Raw genomic sequence first — 18,282 nt, forward strand, 5'->3', positions numbered from 1 at the left:
GTACATGGAGCTAGCTCCGTTTGGGGTTTGCGACCGAGTGCGACCAGGCGTTTTACCGACGGGGTCGGTCCAAATGGAGCTAGCTCCGTTTCTAGAACCGCAATACCTGCGGCACCGGAGGCAGGCCGAACTGCGTCACATCCACCACCTGCGTCACCAGGAAGCCGATTCCCAGGAGCAGCAGCGGGATAAGAATCGCGGCGATAATGCCACCTGTCGAACTGCCATCTGCCGAGCCTTCGTTGTTCGCGGGATGCTCAGTCTCGGTCTGCGTGGCATTCGGTGCGCTAGTCGTCTCGGTGCTTGGCTCAGTGCTCGGCTGACCGGTCTCTGTTTCCGTCGGACTAGGTACAGTTTCCTCGGTCTCCGGGCTCGGCTTCGCGGTAGGCTCCGCCGTCGGCGTCGACGTTGCCGTGGCGTCCGGAGTCGGAGTTGGCTCCGGTTTCACTGTCGCGTCCGGAGTCGGCGTCGGAACCGGCTTCTTGGGGAACGGGACCTTTGCGCCCTTCGGCTGTGTGATTGTGAAGAAGTGCGCCGTCGCACGCTGGAAGTACTCCTCGCCGCGCTCGTACGCTTCCTGCACCGCCTTGTAGTTCGTGGGCTGGGTTCCGTGGGTGAGCATGTCGATGCGGGCCCCGGTGTGGAAGTTGCCGGTTCGGCCTGCGTCGATAGCCACAAGCCCCTTGCCGGGGACCCAGACCGGGCCGCCGTGATCGATTACATCACCGTCGAGGTCGCCGGAAAGCACGACCGCCGCGCCGTCCTGACCGTAGTAGGTGCCGCAACGCTCCCCGGCGCCAGGACCGTATGCGCAGACCTTGTCGCCCGGCTTTACCGAATCCCACGCGGCGACCTTTGAGCCGGACTTGGTATTGGTCCCCGCTTCGACATACGGCGTATCTAGCTGCACGTACCCGAAGGCGGGGCGCTTGGACGTACCCGCAGGAACGGTGAGCGCACCGAGCGGCTCGCCGAATTCGGAGTAGAGGACCGTTCCCTCTTTGGCGCAGTCGGCGGCGGTGTACAGCACCACGTCGTTGATGAAGCCGATGGTGCAGGTGGGGTGGTGGTTGGCGTCGTAAAGCAGATCGCCCTGGTTGACGCTCGGGTGCGATTCGAAGGGCACCTCGTCACCGAGCCCGGCGGGGCTCCAGAAGCGTGCGGCTGCACGCTGGTAGAACGGCACGCCCCACTCGCGTGCCCGCTTGACCTGGTCAGCGTACGAGGGGTGCTGGCCCTCGGTGACCATGTCGATGCGGCTGGCCGGCTTCCCCGCACCGCCGGAGACACCGACGAAACCGTGCTCCGGGTTCCACAGCGCGGCACCTGGCAGGTCGGGGACCGGGGCGTCGTGGATCACCTGCGCGCCGTCGAGACCCAAGAACGTGCCGCAACCCGCAGCCGAGCACAGTGTGTCGCCTGGCTGCAGCGCATCCCAGCTCGCCACGGTCTTGTGCGTGTTCGTACCAACCTCCATGCGGTGGCCGGTGACCTCGATGGTTGCAACGGTGTCACGATTGCCCGCGGCGGGAGCGGTGTCGACCTCGCCGATGTATTCGCCGGCAGCGGTGTAGGCAGCACCGGTGCCGCAGGCGGAGGAGACGTATAGGTAGGCACCGTCGGTATGGCCGATGTGGCAGGTGGGGGTCCCGTGGGTGTCGTAAAGCATGGTGCTCTCATCGAGGGAACGAGACGGGAACGGCACGCGCTCGCCGCGACCACTGCCCAGGGACCAGAAGTCTGCGTCATTGTGGGCGTAGAACCGCTCGCCCTTCGCATACGCAGCGCGGATCGCGACGGCATTGGACTCGGCAGCCCGATCCTGCTCGACCATGTCCAGGCGAGACCCGATGCCATCGCGGTGGTACATGCCAGCCACACCCTTGCCTGCAACGCGCAGGGCAGCACCGGGCAGGACGCCCGTGAGCGGTTTGTCCAGCACGAGCATGGAACCGTCGTAGCCGGCAAAAGCGGCGCACTCGCCCCCGGCGCACACCCGGTCGCCCGGAGTGAGCTCATCCCACGGCACGACGGTATCGGCACTGTCTTCGCCCGCCGTCATGGCAACGTCATCTACCTCAATGGTGGCTACCTGATCTGCCTGGCCCGTGGCTTCCTCCACATAGCCGACGTATTCGCCCAGGCGCGTGTACGCATGCAAACCGCACTCCGAGGACACGACGAGGCGGCCTGCCTCGACGCGGGTCACCTCGCAGACTTCGTTGCCGGCGGCGTCATAGAGCGTGTCCCCGGCCTGGAACTTCCGCTTCGGGAAGGACACCGGCGAGGTCGGGTTCAGCTCATCATCTGCGTACATCGTCGGAGTCCGCTGGTAGAAGGTCTCGCCCAGCTCCGAGGCGCGGACTGCTTGCTCTGTGTAGTATGCGTCTCGAGACTCATCCGGGAACACCATGTCGATGCGCATACCCCGGCCCCATTCATCCCAGGTCTCGGCATAGACTCCAGCAAACCCCTTGCCAGGGACCCACAGCGGGCCGCCGGGGAGACCGAAGGCACCCTCGAAGGTGTCTTTGAGAATCAGGCGCGGGCCGTCGAGACCAAGCAGCGTCGTGCACTTCTGTTCTTCCGGGGACGCACCCGTCGTGCAGATCTCATCTCCCGGAGAAAGTTCATCCCAGGGCACCATGCGATCTGCGACGTCGAGGTTTCCAGAGTTGTCCCAACGCCGGGAATCTACCAGCACCCCTGTGTCTGCGAGATTGGCATAGTAGCGACCCGAAGGAATTTCTACTGCCGCGCCCCCTTGATTCGTATATAGGTGCGTGGTCCTGCAGTCCGTCGAATAGTAAATGCGATTGCCCTTCACGTACCCGACGCGGCACACCGGTTTCCCTTCCCAGTCGTAGAGGAGATCCCCCTGGCCGATCGGCTGCCCGGGTGTCGGGATCTTCTCCCCGCGTACACCAAGGTAGGTCTGATACACGGCGAAGACGGAGTAGTACGGCAGGCTGCGGGCAAAGGCGCGGAGGATGCCATAGGAATCAAGGTGAATCTCGTTGTTGTTGTCGGTGATCGCGTACGGGTAGGACGCCGTCGCATATTCTCCGCTTCTCGCCCCTCCGGAGAAGATACCAACGAGACCGCTGCCGTCCTTCGCCCATACAGGCCCGCCGGAATCGCCCTTCTGGCCATCGACGCCTTCGCTCATCACAATGTCAGCGCCGTCGACGCCGAGCACTTCCCCGCAGCGCACCGCTGGCTTCGTCGTCTGGCCGTACGCACAAACCTCAAGGCCCGGCTTGATGTCCTCGAAGTGGACAACCTTGTCACCCGAGTAGACGTTGCTGCCCAGCTGCACCCAGGGACTTTCGAGCGTGATGTAGCCGTGATCGTTGCGGACTTTCGGCCGCTCATCTTCCGGGAGACTCTCGTCTTCCTTGTATTTGGTGTGGAACGTGCCGATACGCTCTACGAGGCGATCATCATCATCGTGACTCAGCCAAATCTCGTCGCCCTCATCCCCGCAGTGTCCCGCGGAGTACACCACACCGTCGCCGATGTAGCCGATGGTACAGCGCCCATTGCCTGTCACATTAACGATCTTCATGCCCTGGTCCACCGCGGCTGGTCCCGGGAGCTCGATCTTTGCACCACGGCCTGTATCGGGTGAGAACAGATACACGTCGGCGTGCTGCGCGTTACCCCGTCGCTGCACGACGTACGCCGCGTCAACCCGGCGCGGGCTGAGGGCCTGCCGGTCGGGGCGAGTAATCAGGGTGAGCCGGTCCATCTCACCGGTGTAGAGGCCAGCCAGGCCGTCGGAGCGCGACACCATCACGGGCTCGCCGAGCACGGGTGCCGACTCAGCAATGTCCTTGTCACCAACCATCGTCGTGCCGTCGAAGCCTTCGTAGTAGCTCCACGCACTTCCCCCATCTCGCCCCCAGCGATACAGAAGCGCCCGAGGGGCGATGTCGTCGAACTCGATCAGCTCGTACTCGTTCTCCCCCTCAGCGACTTCCATGTCCAGCTTGATCCAGCCGAAGTCGTTGCGGCGAGTCTCCTCGTCGTAGTCGGTTTCGAAGGTGCCAAGATAGTTATTGTCGATGTCTCGGAAAAGGTCACCATCGGCACCACACTGGCCCGCGGTGAAGGCGTAGCCGTCGTGAAGCCAGCCGACGGCGCACTCCTGGCCGGTGGCATCGTTGTAGATGAGGTCACCCTGGCTCAGCGTCGCGACGGCGGTATCCACGTACGGGGACGCTGTTGCGGTGGGGACGAGGGACAGCGGCAGCGTTGCAGCCGTGAGCAGTGCAACGGCAGGGGAGAAGGCACGAACAGACACAGGCAGACCTTTGACTCATTCAATTGTTGGCACACCAAGCATACGCCCAGGTGACACAGGTTTTCCAGTTTATTGCCAGTTTTTCAGCAGCGTATAACAACCTTCTTACAAAGCCAGTGCCACCATCGCCGCTCGTCCCTATACTGGCCCCCATGAATCGCACGCTGATTGTTACCGAGCAAGGCCCCGAGATCGTCGAGACGCAGCCCGAGTTCGCCGGCGAGGGCGACACGCTGATCAACATCAGCCACTCCTCGCTCAACTACAAGGACGCCATGGCGCTCGACGGCAACCGCGGCATCCTGCGGCACCTGCCCACTGTCCCCGGCATCGATGCGGTCGGCACGCTTGTCGACGGCACGTTGGTCACCGTCAACGGCCGCGGCATCGGCGAGCGCCGTCACGGCGGCTACACCCCCGAGATGCGCATCGAGGCCGCCGACATCACCCGCGTGCCCGCACGCTTCTCCGCCCACGAGGCAGCCGCGATCGGCACCGCCGGCTATACGGCGGCGCTGTCCGTGGCCGGTCTGGAGCGCGTCCTGTACGAGGACGCAGCAGAGGGCCCCGTCCTGGTCACGGGTGCGACCGGCGGCGTCGGCTCCATCGCGGTGCAGTTGCTCGCGGCACGAGGGTTTGAGGTGTGGGCGGTGACGGGTCGCGTCGATAAGCATGGGCCCTGGCTGCGCGAACTTGGCGCGAGCGAGGTGCTCGACCGCGCCGAATTTTCCGAGCCGGGCAAGCCGCTGCAGAAGGCGCGCCTGGGCGGTGTGGTGGACACCGTCGGCTCGACCGTGCTGGCCAACGCGCTCACGCAGCTGCGCTGGGGCGGCGTCGCCACCGCGTGCGGCATGGCGGCCGGCAACGACCTGCCCGCCAGCGTCCTGCCGTTCATCCTGCGCGGTGTGCAGCTGGTTGGTATCAACTCGGTGGACACTCCCAATTCGCTTCGCGACGCCGCGTGGCAGCTCCTCGACGAATCCCTCGACATCAACGCGATCCGCACCGAGACGGTCGGCCTCGACGGCGTGGTGGAGATGGGGCGGCGCGTGCTGGCCGGCGAGCACGCCGGGCGCACCGTGGTGGAGCTGTAGTCACGGGTTCCTGTCTTAGGCGAACATCTGCCAGATAGCCACACCCATGATGACGATGCCCAGGATGAACACACCCCAGGTCTCCGGCGTGTTGGCAAAACGCCGGTAATCCTTGGCGTAGCGGAACAGCAGCATCGGCACGATGTAGACCAAAAACGTGATGAAGATGCCGCCGACCACCGAGATTAAGTCCAGGATGGAAGGGTTAACAATGCCTGCGGCCACGGTGGTGACGAAGACGAAAACGTAAATGCTCCAGCGCAGCTTTCTTGGGTCCAGGCGCTCGGCAACACCCGGCGCGACGGCGCGCACGAGGTAGGTAGTTCCCTCCTCGGCGCCCATGACGTGGCCGAAGTACGACGAGGCAATCGCACACAGGGCAACGATCGGCGAAAGGACGGCCAAAAACGGAGTCTGGGTCTCGTTAGCCAGATAGGACAGCACGGGAATGTTCTGCTCGCGCGCCGCCTCCATACCGTCAGCGCCAAGCGCGAGCGTGCACGACCACACGAAGAACATGGTGAACACCACGAGCAGGCCGACGGTGATCGCCTCAATCTTCGACACAGTCCGCTCAGCAGCCGCGACATCGCCGCCCTCACGCTTTTGCACGTCGAGCGCAAACTGGGACACTGCCGGCATGTGGTTGAAGGAGAACACGAACACCGGCAAAATCAGCAGCATCGCCTTCCAGAACGGAGTACCCGACTCGTAGGAACGGAAGCTGGCCACATCCCACTGGGGGATGAGGTAGAACGACACTGCGGCCAGCGCAATGATGAGCGGATAGACCAGCGCGTTGGCAAAGGCTAGCGTCGCCTTCTTTCCCAACGCGTACGCGCCCGTGAGCACACCCACGCACACCGTGGCCATCAGCCAGCGCGGCACATGCGGGCCGTGGAGTTGGTTGACCACGAAACTGTCCATGGTGTTGGTCACGCTCACGCCGTAGATCAGCACGATCGGGTAAATGGACAACCAGTACATCAGACCCGTCATCAGCCCGCGGTTGCGTCCAGCCAACGCCGTGACGACCTGCAGCACGTCCAGGCCCTTCTTCGGCGACGCGGCGACGATACGCGCGTAGGTGCGGTGCGAGAAAAACACCATCGGGGCGATAAGCAGTGTAATTACAAGGAGCGGGAAGAAACCGAAGCTGCCGGCGTCGATAGGCAAAAAGAGGATGCCCGCCCCGACGGCAGTACCGAACAGTGTGATCGCCCAAGACAGGGTGCCGCCGTCGGGGACGGTGCCGGAGCTGTGCTCCGCGATCTGCCGCTTATCTGCCTCCGTGAGGTGTTCCATATTGAATTCGCGTGCGCTTGTGGGCAAGGGCTGCCTCCGTGAAACTTGCGTTGTGTGGGACACGGGGAGTCTAAAGCAGGAGTGTTGCAATCGTCACATCGTCGCACAGATGTAGGGTGGTGGCACGACACCCCCTAGAAGGAGCTCGACCCGCCCGCGCCAGAGAACCCGCTGCTAAACGACGTATTCACGCCCGAGCTCGACGACGAGGACTGCGCCGCCTGCGCCGCCTCCACATTGGAGGAGTGCCAGGAGGCCATCGCCACGTAAGGCACGTAGCCGGAGTACACGTAGCCCGGGTCCGTCAGGCGCGGGGTGTGCAGCTCGTTGTGCTCCTTGACGTCGCTGAACTCGCGGCGTTTCACGGTGTCCAGCAGCACCCGGTAGTCGCCGAGCACGCGGACGAAGGTGTCCAAGAATTTCGGCGAATCCGGGTTTTGGTCCAGCCAGTCCACCCGCTCCTGCAGCTGCGCAAGACCCTGCTTGAGCTCGTTGTCCTTGACCTCGGTGCGGGCGCGGACGATGTCTTCGCGGATATCGGTGAGCAGGTTGCGGCGCGCGGCACCGTCGCCCTGCTCCACCGCAAAGAGCCGGTTGATGTTGTCCTCGGCGTGGCTGGCGTCCTCGAAGGTCTGCGCCGCGTCGCGTAGGTTGTCGGCGCTCTCGTAGGCCTGCTGGTCGGTGGCCACGCTGTTGCTCTGGGTCGCGTCGTGCAGACGCAGGAAGCGGTCACGCACCTCCGACCACTGCTGGCGCATCTCCGCGTTGGCGAAGGCCGAAGACACCGAGTTGGCGCGCACGTCCAGCTCGTCGAGGCGCTGGCTGAGCCCCGTGTACTCGCTGGCCAGGAGGGCGTGGTCTGCGCGGGCCTGGTTGATCTTCTTGCGACGCTTGTCCCGCCTGGTCGCGGCGATACTGCCGCCGATCAGGGCCGCACCTGACGGGATTCCGCCACCGGCGATCGCCAGGCCGATGCGGTCGTCCTGGGCATCGTCCGCGCCCCACTGCTGGACCGCGTCGGCGTCCATGGCCAGGTTCGCCCCAGCAAAGACGGCCGCGGGCAGGTTATCGTCGCGCAGCCCCGGCTTCATCTCCTCCAGCACCTCGCTGAGGCGCTGGCCCTTGCGGATCTTGAGCTGGTCAGCGACGTCCTCGCCGGCGAAGACGAAGTTGTTGCGCGACTGCATGTCGGCGCCGAGGATGAGTACGCCGTCTGCGAACTTGTCGTTGCCAATCTGCTCCGGGTAGTTATCGCGCAGGAAGTTCTCCGCCGAGTCGTTCACGTTCTCACGGCCCTCGGCCAAGAAGAGGTAGTGGATGGTCTGCACCGTATCCGGGTGGGGGAGGCGCTCCGCGTCGCGCTCCATCCGCTGCTCGTCCTCGGCGCTGAGGATGTTCTGCGGGTCCGAGATCATCAGCTGCGCGGCGTGTTCCTGCGTGGACACCGCGAACTCGGAGGCGTCCGGGACATCGGCCAGGGCGTAGCCGGCTGCGCCGCCGCCGACGGCCAGCAGCACCGACGCACCGATCACTGCCGCCCAGTCCTTTACGGCGGAGCCTTTCGCGGGCTGCTGGGCGGTACTGCTTTTGTGCGTTCCGTCGGGAGTCGAAGCCATGGGGCCAAGGATAGCGGGGGAGGGGTGCGGGTGAAGGCTACAACGTAGCCCCTAGAACGTAGCCTTTCGAGTAAACCCGTTCTCAGCAGCGACCGATACGGCGCTCCACCCGAAAGACTACGTTTTGGAGGCTACGCACTAGGGGCTACGTTCTACCCGCTACGTTTTGGCAAACCGAGAACGTTTGAGCAACCAACCCCGTCTCCCACACCCGCGCCGACCGAATATGCCCACGCGCACCCGCGGCGGGGGTAACGTGGGGTACGACCCTTTTCCCCACTACGGATCGTTCGGCACGTACCTGCCGATGGAGGACACTATGGCAACAGTGACTTATGACAATGCGACACGCATCTACCCCGGCGCGGACAAGCCGAGCGTGGACAAGCTGAACCTGGAGATCGCGGACGGCGAGTTTCTGGTCCTGGTTGGCCCGTCGGGCTCGGGTAAGTCGACGGCGCTGCGCATGCTCGCGGGCCTGGAAGATACGAACGAGGGGCGCATCCTCATCGGCGACCGGGACGTGACCAACGTCAGCCCGAAGGAACGCGACATCGCGATGGTCTTCCAGAACTACGCGCTCTACCCGCACATGACTGTGCGCGAGAACATGGGTTTTGCGCTGAAGATCGCGGGCCAGGACAAGGCGGAGATCGACCGTCGCGTGGAAGAGGCGGCGAAGACGCTGGATCTGACCGAGTACCTGGACCGGAAGCCGAAGGCGCTTTCCGGTGGTCAGCGCCAGCGTGTGGCGATGGGCCGCGCGATTGTGCGCGAGCCGCAGGTGTTCCTGATGGATGAGCCGCTGTCCAACCTGGACGCGAAGCTGCGCGTGCAGACCCGCACGCAGATTGCCAACCTGCAGCGCCGCATGAAGGTGACCACGCTGTACGTCACCCACGACCAGACTGAGGCCCTGACCATGGGCGATCGGATCGCGGTGCTGAACTTCGGCGTGCTGCAGCAGGTGGGTACGCCGCGCGAGCTCTACGACCGCCCGAACAACGTCTTCGTCGCGGGCTTCATTGGCTCGCCGGCGATGAACCTGTCCACCTTCGATGTGGATGAGTCTGGCGTGGCGCGTTTGGGCCAGGCGTCGATCCCGCTGCCGCAGGACGTGCGCGCGCACCTGACCGAGGCAGATAAGGGCCAGGTCATCCTCGGTTTCCGCCCGGAGGCGCTCACGCTTGTCGACGGCAACGCGGAGCACTCGATCCCCGTGGAGATCGACTTCGTCGAGGAGCTGGGCTCCGACTCCTATCTGTATGGCCACCTCGCCGGCGGCGGCTGGAAGGAGGAGGGCATGCAGGAGGAGACCTCCGGCCAGATCGTGGTGCGCACCGCGCCGCTGTCCGGTGTGATGAAGGGCGATGTTGTCCACGCCCAGATCGCCGAGGGCGGCCTGCACGCCTTCTCCAAGACGACGGGCGAGCGCCTGTAGGAGCGTTCAAGCGTGCTGGAAAAGCTCAGCGTTGTTTCTCCCACGTACGCGCCCACGCTGCTGAAGATGCCGTGGTCCACTCCGCTCGAGGAGTGGAGCACGGACCTGCTCGCGGCGCTCCCGCGCGGCATCTCGCGGCACACCGTGCGCCTGGTTGAGGCGGATGGCCTCGTCTTCGCGGTCAAGGAGATCGGGGAGCGGGTGGCCTACCACGAGTACCGCAACCTGCGCCGACTCCAGGAGTTGGGCGTGCCGTGCGTGGTGCCTGTCGCGGTGATTACGCACCGCCGCGATGAGGACGGGGAGGAGCTGACCCCCTGCCTGGTCACGGAGCACCTGCGCTTTTCGCTGCCGTACCGCGATGTCTTTTCGCGCGACCCCGCGGCGGACGTGGTGTCCAAGCTGGTGCGCGCCCTGGCCGTGCTGCTCGTGCGCCTGCACCTGCTCGGCTTCTACTGGGGCGACGTGTCGCTGTCCAACACGCTCTTTCGCCGCGATGCGGACCAGTTCTCCGCCTACCTGGTCGATGCGGAGACCGGCGAGTTCCACGAACCACTGTCGCAGGGCCGCAGGCTTTACGACGTCGACGTGGCCCGCGTCAACATCATCGGCGAACTTATGGACCTCCAGGCCGCCGGCGCCATCGACGAGGACGCCGACGTCATCGCCCTTGGCAACGCCATCGAGGCCGTCTACCTCGAACTCTGGGACCTGGTCACCGGTGAGCTGGTGGTGGAGGGGGATGCGTTTGATGCCGTCGCAAAGCGGGTCGAAGCGATCAACGCACTCGGCTTCGACGTCGGCGAGATGGAGATTGAAAACGAAGGCAACCGCTACCGCATCATCATCGAGCCGGCCGTGTTCTCCACCGGCTTCTACCAAAAGAAACTGCTGCAGCTGACCGGCCTTCACGTCCAGGACGGGCAGGCACAGCGGCTGCTGGGCGAGATGGAGGTCTACCGGGCGGTGCGCTACGGCGGAAAGCTGCCGCTAGAAGCGGTGGCGCACCGGTGGATGGTGCGCGAGTACGAGCCGGTGGTGGCGCTGATCCCCGAGCCGCTGCGGGAGAAGCTCGAGCCGGCGCAGATCTTCCACGAGATCCTGGACCACCGGTGGTTCCTCAGCCAGAACGAGCACCGCTTCGTGCCGCTCATGGAGGCTGCCGCGTCGTACTTCCAGCGCGTACTACCGGGACACCGGGACGAGGCGATGGTGTACCGACTACCCCCGATGCCACCCCCGGACCAAACAGGTAATACCAGCTAATACCACCGTATAGGTGTTATGTATTAAAGGTATTGTTGGCCCTGCTCAACGGTTCTACGCTGGAAGTGTACGTAAAAAACAATTCGAAGGACCGCCGATGAGTACGAGAGTCAGCAAGGCTCGGCGTGTGGTGGCGAGTGTGGCGACGGTGATGCTTGCGTCGATAAGCATGGTTGCCTGCGGCACGAACAATGGGCCCAACGTGTATTACCTGAACTTCAAGCCGGAGCAGGCCGAGCAATTCAAGGCGATCGCCGAGGAGTACACGGCGGAGACCGGGATCCCCGTCAAGGTGGTCACGGCCGCATCCGGCTCCTACATGCAGACGCTGAAGGCCGAGATGGCCAAGAGCAACGCGCCCACCCTGTTCCAGATCAACGGCCAGGAAGGCTACGGCATCTGGAAGGACTACCTCGCCGACATCTCCGACTACGAGGTGGTCGAGGCGCTCAACGAGGACGCGCAGCCGATCACCGACAAGGACGGCTCAGTGCGCGGCTTCCCGTTCGCCATGGAGGGCTTTGGCATCCTCTACAACGAGGAGATCTTCGACCGCTACTTCGCACTGCCCGACCCGGCCGTGGCCTCCATGGACGAGATCAACAACTTCGGCGCGCTCAAGGCCGTCGCCGAGGATATGCAGGGCAAGAAAGAGGAGCTGGGTATCGACGGCGCGTTTGCCGTGACCAGCCTCATCGCCGGTGAAGAGTGGCGCTGGACCAACCACCTGATGAACGGGCCGTACCACTACGAGATCCTCGACCGCGACATCAACGAGTTCCAGGACATGCCCACCATCGACTTCACCTACGGCGACAACTTCAAGCAGCTGTTCGACCTGTACCTGCAGAACTCCACGACCAAACCGGCACTGGCCGCCTCCCGCGCCACCAGCGATTCCATGGCGGAGTTCGCCACCGGCAAGGCGGCGATGGTGCAGAACGGTAACTGGGCCTGGAGCCAGATTGCTGGCGACGCCTCGAACGTGGTCAAGGAAGACAAGATCAAGTTCATGCCCATGTACATGGGCCTGCCCAACGAGGAAAACGTCGGGCTGAACGTCGGCACCGAGAACTACCTCGCGGTGAACAACAAGGCCAGCGAGGAAGACCAGCAGGCCACCCGCGACTTCCTCACCTGGCTGTTCCTCTCCGAGCGCGGCAAGGAACTGGTGGTGGATGACCTGTCATTCATCGCGCCGTTTACCAACTACAGCCCCGAAGACGTGCCGGACGACCCGCTGGCCCGCCAGGTGCAGGCCGCGCTTTCTGATACCGAGACCGAAGCCATCCCCTGGGACTTCCAATTCAGCCCCAACCAGCAGTTCCGCGACCTCTACGGCCAGAACCTCGCCCAGTACGCCATTGGCAACATGAGCTGGGACGACGTGGTGGCCAAGCTCAAGGTCGACTGGGAGTACGAGATGGCCAACCAGATCGCCTTGCTGGACTAGGCAGAGGAGCACACCATGCAAGCATCACTGAAAAAGTATTTCCCCATCTTCGTCCTGCCGACGCTGGCGGCCTTTGCCATCGCCTTTTTGGTGCCGTTCATCATCGGCTTCTTCCTGTCCTTTACCAAGTTCACCACGATCACCGATGCCACCTGGGTCGGCCTAGAAAACTACGGCCGCGTCTTCCAGGAACGTGAGGGCTTCGTCTCCGCCTTCGGCTTCACCGTGGCGGTGGCGGTCGTCTCGATCATCACCGTCAACGTGATCGCCTTCGCAATCGCGTGGACGCTGACGCGCAAGCTCAAGGGCACGAACTTCTTCCGCACCGTGTTCTTCATGCCGAACCTCATCGGCGGTATCGTGCTCGGCTACACCTGGCAGTCCATGATCAACGCGGTGCTGGCCCACTACGAGACCACCATCGCCGCCGACTGGCGCTTCGGCTACGCCGGCCTGATCATCCTGATGAACTGGCAGCTGATCGGCTACATGATGATCATCTACATCGCCGGCCTGCAGAACGTGCCGCCCGAGCTCATCGAAGCGGCCGAGCTGGACGGCGTGAGCAAGTGGGAGATGCTGCGGCACGTCACCATCCCGATGATGATGCCGTCCATCACCATCTGCCTCTTCCTCACCCTGTCGAACACCTTCAAACTGTTCGACCAGAACCTCGCGCTGACCAACGGCGCACCGGGGCAGCAGACCGAGATGGTCGCCCTCAACATCGTCAACACCATGTTCAACCGCGTCGGTGCCGAGGGCGTCGGCCAGGCGAAGGCAGTGATCTTCGTTGTCGTCGTGGTTGTCATCGCAATGTTCCAGCTGCGCGCCACCCGCAGCAGGGAAGTGGAGGCATAGAACAATGACCACCAAGGTAACGAAGCCTGCCGCGAAGCCAGCCCCCAGCGAGGCGAAGGTTTCCGGCGGCGCAAAGGGCTTGATCTACGCGGTGCTGATCTTCCTCACCATCGTGTTCCTCGGCCCGATCTTCTTCATCCTGCTGAACTCCTTCAAGGACCGCTTCGCCATCTCGAACAACCCGTTCGCCCTGCCGGTTGGCGACATGTGGGCCGGCTTCAGCAACTACGTCACCGGCATCCAAGGCGAGGGCTTCGGCTGGGCAATCGTGTGGTCATTCGTGATCACGATCCTGTCCGTCGCCGCCGTCGTCTTCTTCTCATCCATGACCGCCTACTACATCACCCGTGTGAAGACCTGGTGGACGAGTACCCTGTACTACCTGTTCGTCTTCTCCATGGTCATCCCTTTCCAGATGGTCATGTTCCCCACCGTGGTCATCGCCGACCGCCTCGGCATGGCCAACCCGCTCGGCATGGTCATCCTCTACATGGGCTTCGGCTCCGGCCTGTCCGTCTTCATGTTCTCCGGGTTCATCAAGTCGATCCCGCTTGAGATCGAGGAAGCCGCAACTATCGACGGCTGCTCGCCCCTGTCCACCTTCTTCCGAGTCGTCATGCCGATGCTCAAACCCACCGCGATCACCGTGGCAATCCTCAACGCCATGTGGATCTGGAACGACTACCTCCTCCCATACCTGGTGGTCGGCCTGTCCACGCCGTACCGCACCATCCCGGTGGTCATCCAGCAGTTCATCGGCTCCCAGGGCGACCGCGACCTGGGCGCGATGATGGCCATGCTCGTGCTGGCGATCATCCCCATCATCATCTTCTACATGTCCGCGCAGAAGCACATCGTTGAAGGCGTGGCCGCAGGCGCGGTGAAGGGCTAGGTATTGCTGCTGGCTGCGGCTGGCTGTCCGTTTGGCTTGGCGTCGGGACCGGTTTTCGGTTCCGGCGCCTTTGCTTTTGGGTGGGGTTGAGGGTTGGGGTGGAAAACGGGGGTCTATCAGAAACTCGGCTACTGTTCTGACCTTGAGGAGTTTGACGTCCGTTCCACAGGCACAGAGTTGATACGACTACCGGTTCTCTTTGGTGATGCGAAGCGACAGGAGAGCGTCGACATTCTGGCGTTCACGACAGCGCATCCACCATTGTCCCAGAGCCGCAATAGCCGTATAATCTATCTTGCTCGTGAAGTTGGACTTTCTTTCCACCACCCGCGGGTCCGGCTGCGGTCCGTCCGCCTCACCGGTTCGCGCTTCTGAAATTTGCGCTTTACATACTTTGATAGCCCCTTGGTCACGAATGAACCGTGAGACCAGGGGGTTATCTTTTTTCGCGTTAGCCACCAGAGACTGCCTTCCCCCATTGAACCAGCTGACGACCAGCGACGGACACTGCGTGGATTGGACCCCCGCACCACCATTGATGTGCAAATGGAGCTAGCTCCATTTACGATTGCGGCTGGAGCACGACCTGGGCTTTTAGGAGACGGTTCGGCCCAAATGGAGCTAGCTCCATTTACGATTGCGGCTGGAGCACGACCTGGGAGTTTACGTGGCGGTTCGGCCCAAATGGAGCTAGCTCCATTTAGAGGTGTAGCCCGGCGCGGCTCCGTGGCATCTTGTCCGCTGCAGCTTGGCACCCACCAACTACGCTGGGGCAGGTGAACATGTTTAACCCGGAATCGCGCTTCATGTCCGCCTTCACGCTGCTCGCGGACATTGTCATTCTCAACATGCTCATCGTGTGCTCCAGCCTGCCGATCGTCACGGGCGGAGCTGCACTCCGCGCGGCGAACGTGGTCGTCGGCGACATGCTCCAAGGCATCGGGTCTCGGTACGGGCTGCAGTACCTGCGCGAGTTCCGCAACCAAGCACGACCGGCCACGCTGTGGTGGCTCGTCCTGCTGATTGCGGCGGCGGTGCTTGTCTATCAGCAATGGGTGCTCTTCCAGGCCGGCGTCGACGGCACCGCACTGTTCACTCTCCAGGCGCTCGCGCTCTCGGGGGCGATGATCCTCGCCGGGATCTCCGTGTGGTTCTTTGCGTTAGAGTCGCTGCCTACCGACGACGGCTTGAAAACGAGCCTGACCCGCGCGGTCGTGCTCGCCTTCAAACACCTCATGCATACTCTCGGTGCCTTGGCCGTGCTCTGGCTAGGCATCTCGCTGGTGTGGTTCCTGCCGCTTGCATGGGCGGTACCGGCCGTGTTCTTTTTCGTCCCTGCGCTGTGCGTCTACCTGGTTCGGCTTGTGTTGGCGGAACCGCTCGGGCAGAAACTGGGGGAGTAGCCGGAGTCGGAGGCCGCACGCGCGGTTGGCGAATACGACTTTTTGGTGAGTTTTAACTCAAAATGTGTTGTGGACAGGTGCCACACACTGTTTCATTGGCGTAAGGCCTGTAATTCCACTGCCTTTATCCCGACCCCCAAGCAGTTCCTCATGAAACGAATCGCTTCCGCCGCTCTCGCGGCCACCACCGCCCTGACGATGACCGTCGCACCGGCGTACGCGGCTGACGGAGCCCCCTCTTCGTCGGAATTCTATAGCGAATGCACGAACGGATATAAAGACTACGAGAAAGAGCAACGCAAACTGGGTGTCACAGACAAGGAGCTCCGAGACACGTACCGAAAGGACATAAAGGAGGATTTTGGCGTCCCTGGCTCCAGCGCAAGCGACTACTGCCTCGGTCTAATGACCAGCGACAAATCCGACTACGCTCAGGATTACAAAGCTGGCACCATTGCTTTCCTCACGCTCGTCCCGTTGGGCATCGTTGCGCTGCTCGGTGTAGCAGCCGCCGCGTCCGGCGTCATCCCGGGCGTGACCCTTCCGGCAATTCCGGGACTGCCGCGCTAAACCAAGGCCGACTAGTCCCCGATTGCCATAGTGGTTGGTCTCAGGACTCGCTGAACCTCAATTACACAATCGCCCTCTCCGGACACTTCGTGCCGAGAGGGTTTTGTTGTGGGCATTTTGATATCGATTCGCGCCGTTCCTGGCCCAACATTCTACTCGAAAGAATTTCGAGTAGACTGTTATCCGCAGGTCAGACTAGATATATTCGTTTCAAGTATCTTTCGAGTAGCTCCAACGGTGCACCAGAGACGCGGAACTACCTCCTCGCGTGGCTTGCGGGTGGAACTTCACGGGGAACAGTGGCAGCGGAGACAAACCGGCCCGCGATCTCCGTCATGCCGTCACTACGCCTCACTGACATGAGTGACCGTAGTGAGGATTTGAGCATCGAGAAAACCCTCACGCCCACTACCTGCATGTTTTAGGTTCGTGACTCTCTCACTCAGTATGAGTGACCGTAGTGAGAACCGTAGTGACAGTAGTGAGGACCGTAGTGACGGTAGTGAGGACATGAGTGAGGAAACGTCCCTCGGCCTGGCGACCCCTGGGGAGACCCACACGTGCAGCCAGATGCCACCCAGCGCGATACGATTTCTCTGAAAGGAAGGCCGTTGTGAAAAAGAAAATAGCCAGCCTCGTTGCCGCGGGGCTCATGTTGCTTGGTGGTGCCGTGAATGCTGGACCGGCGGAGGCGCTCACGCTGCCGCAAGAGGTGTCGATGGGGTCGTCGTCAATCTCTGGGGCACTTGGGGCTAATGCGCCACGTGGAACCGTCGTGAAGCAAGGCGACGAAATCCTCACGGATGAATTGCTGAGCTACGGGTCGTGCACGCTCGGCTACGTCGACCGACGCGCAGGTATTGGCTACACCGCCGGGCACTGCGGGTTTGCTGGGCAGCCCGTGCTGAATACGCGGAGGCAGATCATCGGGTACTTCGAGTCCTCGACGTTGATTACCCGGAAGGCCAACCTGTACCTGGACTACGGGGCGCAGATCTTCCCCGAGCTGGGGAAATACACCTACCGCGGGCCGATGGCTGACACGGCCAGGATCCGCTTCGTCCCCGGGGTCACGGTTGGCGGGAATTCGTTGAGCGGCGACCGGATCGTGCCGCTTCGTGAGATCCGCTCGGGAGATAAGGTCTGCGCCACTGGTGTATCAAGTAGGCGGGTGTCCTGCGGCACCGTCGACCGTGTGCATGGTCAGACAATCTTCGCGCACCACACCGGCCTCCGGAACGGTGATTCTGGCGGGCCGGCGTGGATCCCGGGCAAGGGCTTCATCGGCGTTAACTCTGCCAAGGAGTGGGGCAGCCGATCGGGTTACCGGATGACGTTCGCGCACCCGCACGGGTAGACGCACAAGAACACCGCTCGTTTGTCGAAACGGGCGGTGTTTTTTGGCGCAGCGGCAGGAGCTGTCTCCCGCCTAGCCGCGTGGTCGGCGCGTTACCCGAGATGCCGGCTGAATACTCCTAGACCAAAATTGTTATTGATTTTTGTCGCCTTAGCGCTTGCAGACATCTGCCATACATTGTTTTATGTATATGGGACTTGCATCACAGTTCTTTAACTCTATGACCCAAGGAGATACCAATGAAGCGTTTTACAACCGCGGCACTCGCCGCCACCACCGCACTGGCCATGACCATCGCTCCGGCACACGCCGCGGACGATCCTTCCAAGCCCAACTCATCAGAGTTCTACCAGGAGTGCCTGAAGGAACTTGACGAGATGGAGCAGGCAGCAAAGAAAAGAGGAAATGAAGAGGAGTTTAAGAAGCTCCGCCAGGAACGAGCTTCAGAGCGCGGCTACTCGGGATCGAGCAACGAGGGTGTGTGCATCGGGCTGGCCACCGATGACAATCCGGGTGCCGTCGCGCTGATAATCCTTCTCCCGGTGGCGATCGTCGCACTGATTGGTGGTGGCATCTACGCAGCCGCCTCCGGCATGATCCCGGGTGTCTCTCTTCCGGGTGTTCCGGGCCTCCCGAAGCTGTAGACACTGATTACTTGCCGTTACGGCTCAACATTCTACTCGAAATTATTTCGAGTAGAATGTTATCCGCAGTTCAG

The 18,282-nt window shown here is 62.6% G+C and carries 14 protein-coding genes; 10 read left to right on the forward strand and 4 right to left on the reverse strand.

Annotated elements, in window-relative coordinates:
- Window positions 1-91 precede the first annotated feature (91 nt).
- Window positions 92-4,306 (reverse strand): trypsin-like serine protease, encoded by a 4,215-nt coding sequence (locus CIMIT_RS11685; protein WP_038593345.1) that lies wholly within the window; start codon window positions 4,304-4,306, stop codon window positions 92-94.
- Between the two features lie 152 nt (window positions 4,307-4,458).
- Here CIMIT_RS11685 and CIMIT_RS11690 point away from each other — a divergent pair, with 152 nt between their 5' ends.
- Entirely contained in the window at window positions 4,459-5,400 is a 942-nt protein-coding gene (locus CIMIT_RS11690; RefSeq protein WP_038593348.1) for an acrylyl-CoA reductase family protein, read from the forward strand.
- Window positions 5,401-5,415: 15 nt separating this feature from the next.
- On the opposite strand, the gene CIMIT_RS11695 is transcribed toward CIMIT_RS11690, so the two are convergent.
- Window positions 5,416-6,705, reverse strand: coding sequence for an aromatic amino acid transport family protein (locus CIMIT_RS11695; RefSeq protein ID WP_051904991.1), 1,290 nt, complete (start codon window positions 6,703-6,705; stop codon window positions 5,416-5,418).
- 134 nt (window positions 6,706-6,839) lie between these two features.
- Entirely contained in the window at window positions 6,840-8,321 is a 1,482-nt protein-coding gene (locus tag CIMIT_RS11700) for a DUF5129 domain-containing protein (RefSeq protein ID WP_084674375.1), read from the reverse strand.
- A 319-nt stretch (window positions 8,322-8,640) separates the two neighbouring features.
- Between CIMIT_RS11700 and CIMIT_RS11705 the strand changes: the two genes are divergently transcribed.
- The 5 genes from CIMIT_RS11705 to CIMIT_RS11725 all read left to right on the forward strand — a co-directional run bounded on the left by CIMIT_RS11705 (window position 8,641) and on the right by CIMIT_RS11725 (window position 14,234).
- Complete coding sequence (locus tag CIMIT_RS11705) at window positions 8,641-9,762, forward strand: ABC transporter ATP-binding protein (RefSeq protein WP_038593354.1); 1,122 nt, start codon at window positions 8,641-8,643, stop codon at window positions 9,760-9,762.
- 12 nt (window positions 9,763-9,774) lie between these two features.
- Window positions 9,775-11,028: a DUF4032 domain-containing protein gene (locus CIMIT_RS11710; protein WP_038593357.1), complete on the forward strand. Its 1,254-nt coding sequence runs from the start codon at window positions 9,775-9,777 to the stop codon at window positions 11,026-11,028.
- Between the two features lie 97 nt (window positions 11,029-11,125).
- Window positions 11,126-12,481: an ABC transporter substrate-binding protein gene (locus CIMIT_RS11715; RefSeq protein ID WP_095066736.1), complete on the forward strand. Its 1,356-nt coding sequence runs from the start codon at window positions 11,126-11,128 to the stop codon at window positions 12,479-12,481.
- A gap of 15 nt (window positions 12,482-12,496) precedes the next feature.
- Window positions 12,497-13,342 (forward strand): carbohydrate ABC transporter permease, encoded by an 846-nt coding sequence (locus CIMIT_RS11720; RefSeq protein ID WP_038593364.1) that lies wholly within the window; start codon window positions 12,497-12,499, stop codon window positions 13,340-13,342.
- Window positions 13,343-13,346: 4 nt separating this feature from the next.
- Complete coding sequence (locus CIMIT_RS11725; RefSeq protein WP_038593367.1) at window positions 13,347-14,234, forward strand: carbohydrate ABC transporter permease; 888 nt, start codon at window positions 13,347-13,349, stop codon at window positions 14,232-14,234.
- A 186-nt stretch (window positions 14,235-14,420) separates the two neighbouring features.
- Here CIMIT_RS11725 and CIMIT_RS12675 read toward each other — a convergent pair whose 3' ends face one another.
- On the reverse strand, window positions 14,421-14,693 hold the full coding sequence (locus CIMIT_RS12675) for a hypothetical protein (RefSeq protein ID WP_144311864.1): 273 nt from the start codon (window positions 14,691-14,693) through the stop codon (window positions 14,421-14,423).
- Window positions 14,694-15,016: 323 nt separating this feature from the next.
- On the opposite strand from CIMIT_RS12675, the gene CIMIT_RS11730 reads away from it, so the two are divergent.
- The 4 genes from CIMIT_RS11730 to CIMIT_RS11745 all read left to right on the forward strand — a co-directional run bounded on the left by CIMIT_RS11730 (window position 15,017) and on the right by CIMIT_RS11745 (window position 18,208).
- A complete protein-coding gene (locus tag CIMIT_RS11730) occupies window positions 15,017-15,637 on the forward strand; it encodes a MusI family membrane protein (protein WP_038593370.1) in 621 nt (206 codons plus the stop codon).
- Window positions 15,638-15,787: 150 nt separating this feature from the next.
- A complete protein-coding gene (locus CIMIT_RS11735; protein WP_038593384.1) occupies window positions 15,788-16,207 on the forward strand; it encodes a hypothetical protein in 420 nt (139 codons plus the stop codon).
- Window positions 16,208-16,820: 613 nt separating this feature from the next.
- Complete coding sequence (locus tag CIMIT_RS11740) at window positions 16,821-17,564, forward strand: chymotrypsin family serine protease (RefSeq protein ID WP_038593386.1); 744 nt, start codon at window positions 16,821-16,823, stop codon at window positions 17,562-17,564.
- A gap of 239 nt (window positions 17,565-17,803) precedes the next feature.
- The gene (locus CIMIT_RS11745) at window positions 17,804-18,208 is read left to right on the forward strand and encodes a DUF4118 domain-containing protein (protein ID WP_038593389.1); all 405 of its coding nucleotides are present in this window, start codon (window positions 17,804-17,806) and stop codon (window positions 18,206-18,208) included.
- Window positions 18,209-18,282: the final 74 nt, after the last annotated feature.

Origin of the sequence: Corynebacterium imitans (assembly GCF_000739455.1) — a bacterium.
In the GTDB taxonomy this organism is placed as follows: domain Bacteria; phylum Actinomycetota; class Actinomycetes; order Mycobacteriales; family Mycobacteriaceae; genus Corynebacterium; species Corynebacterium imitans.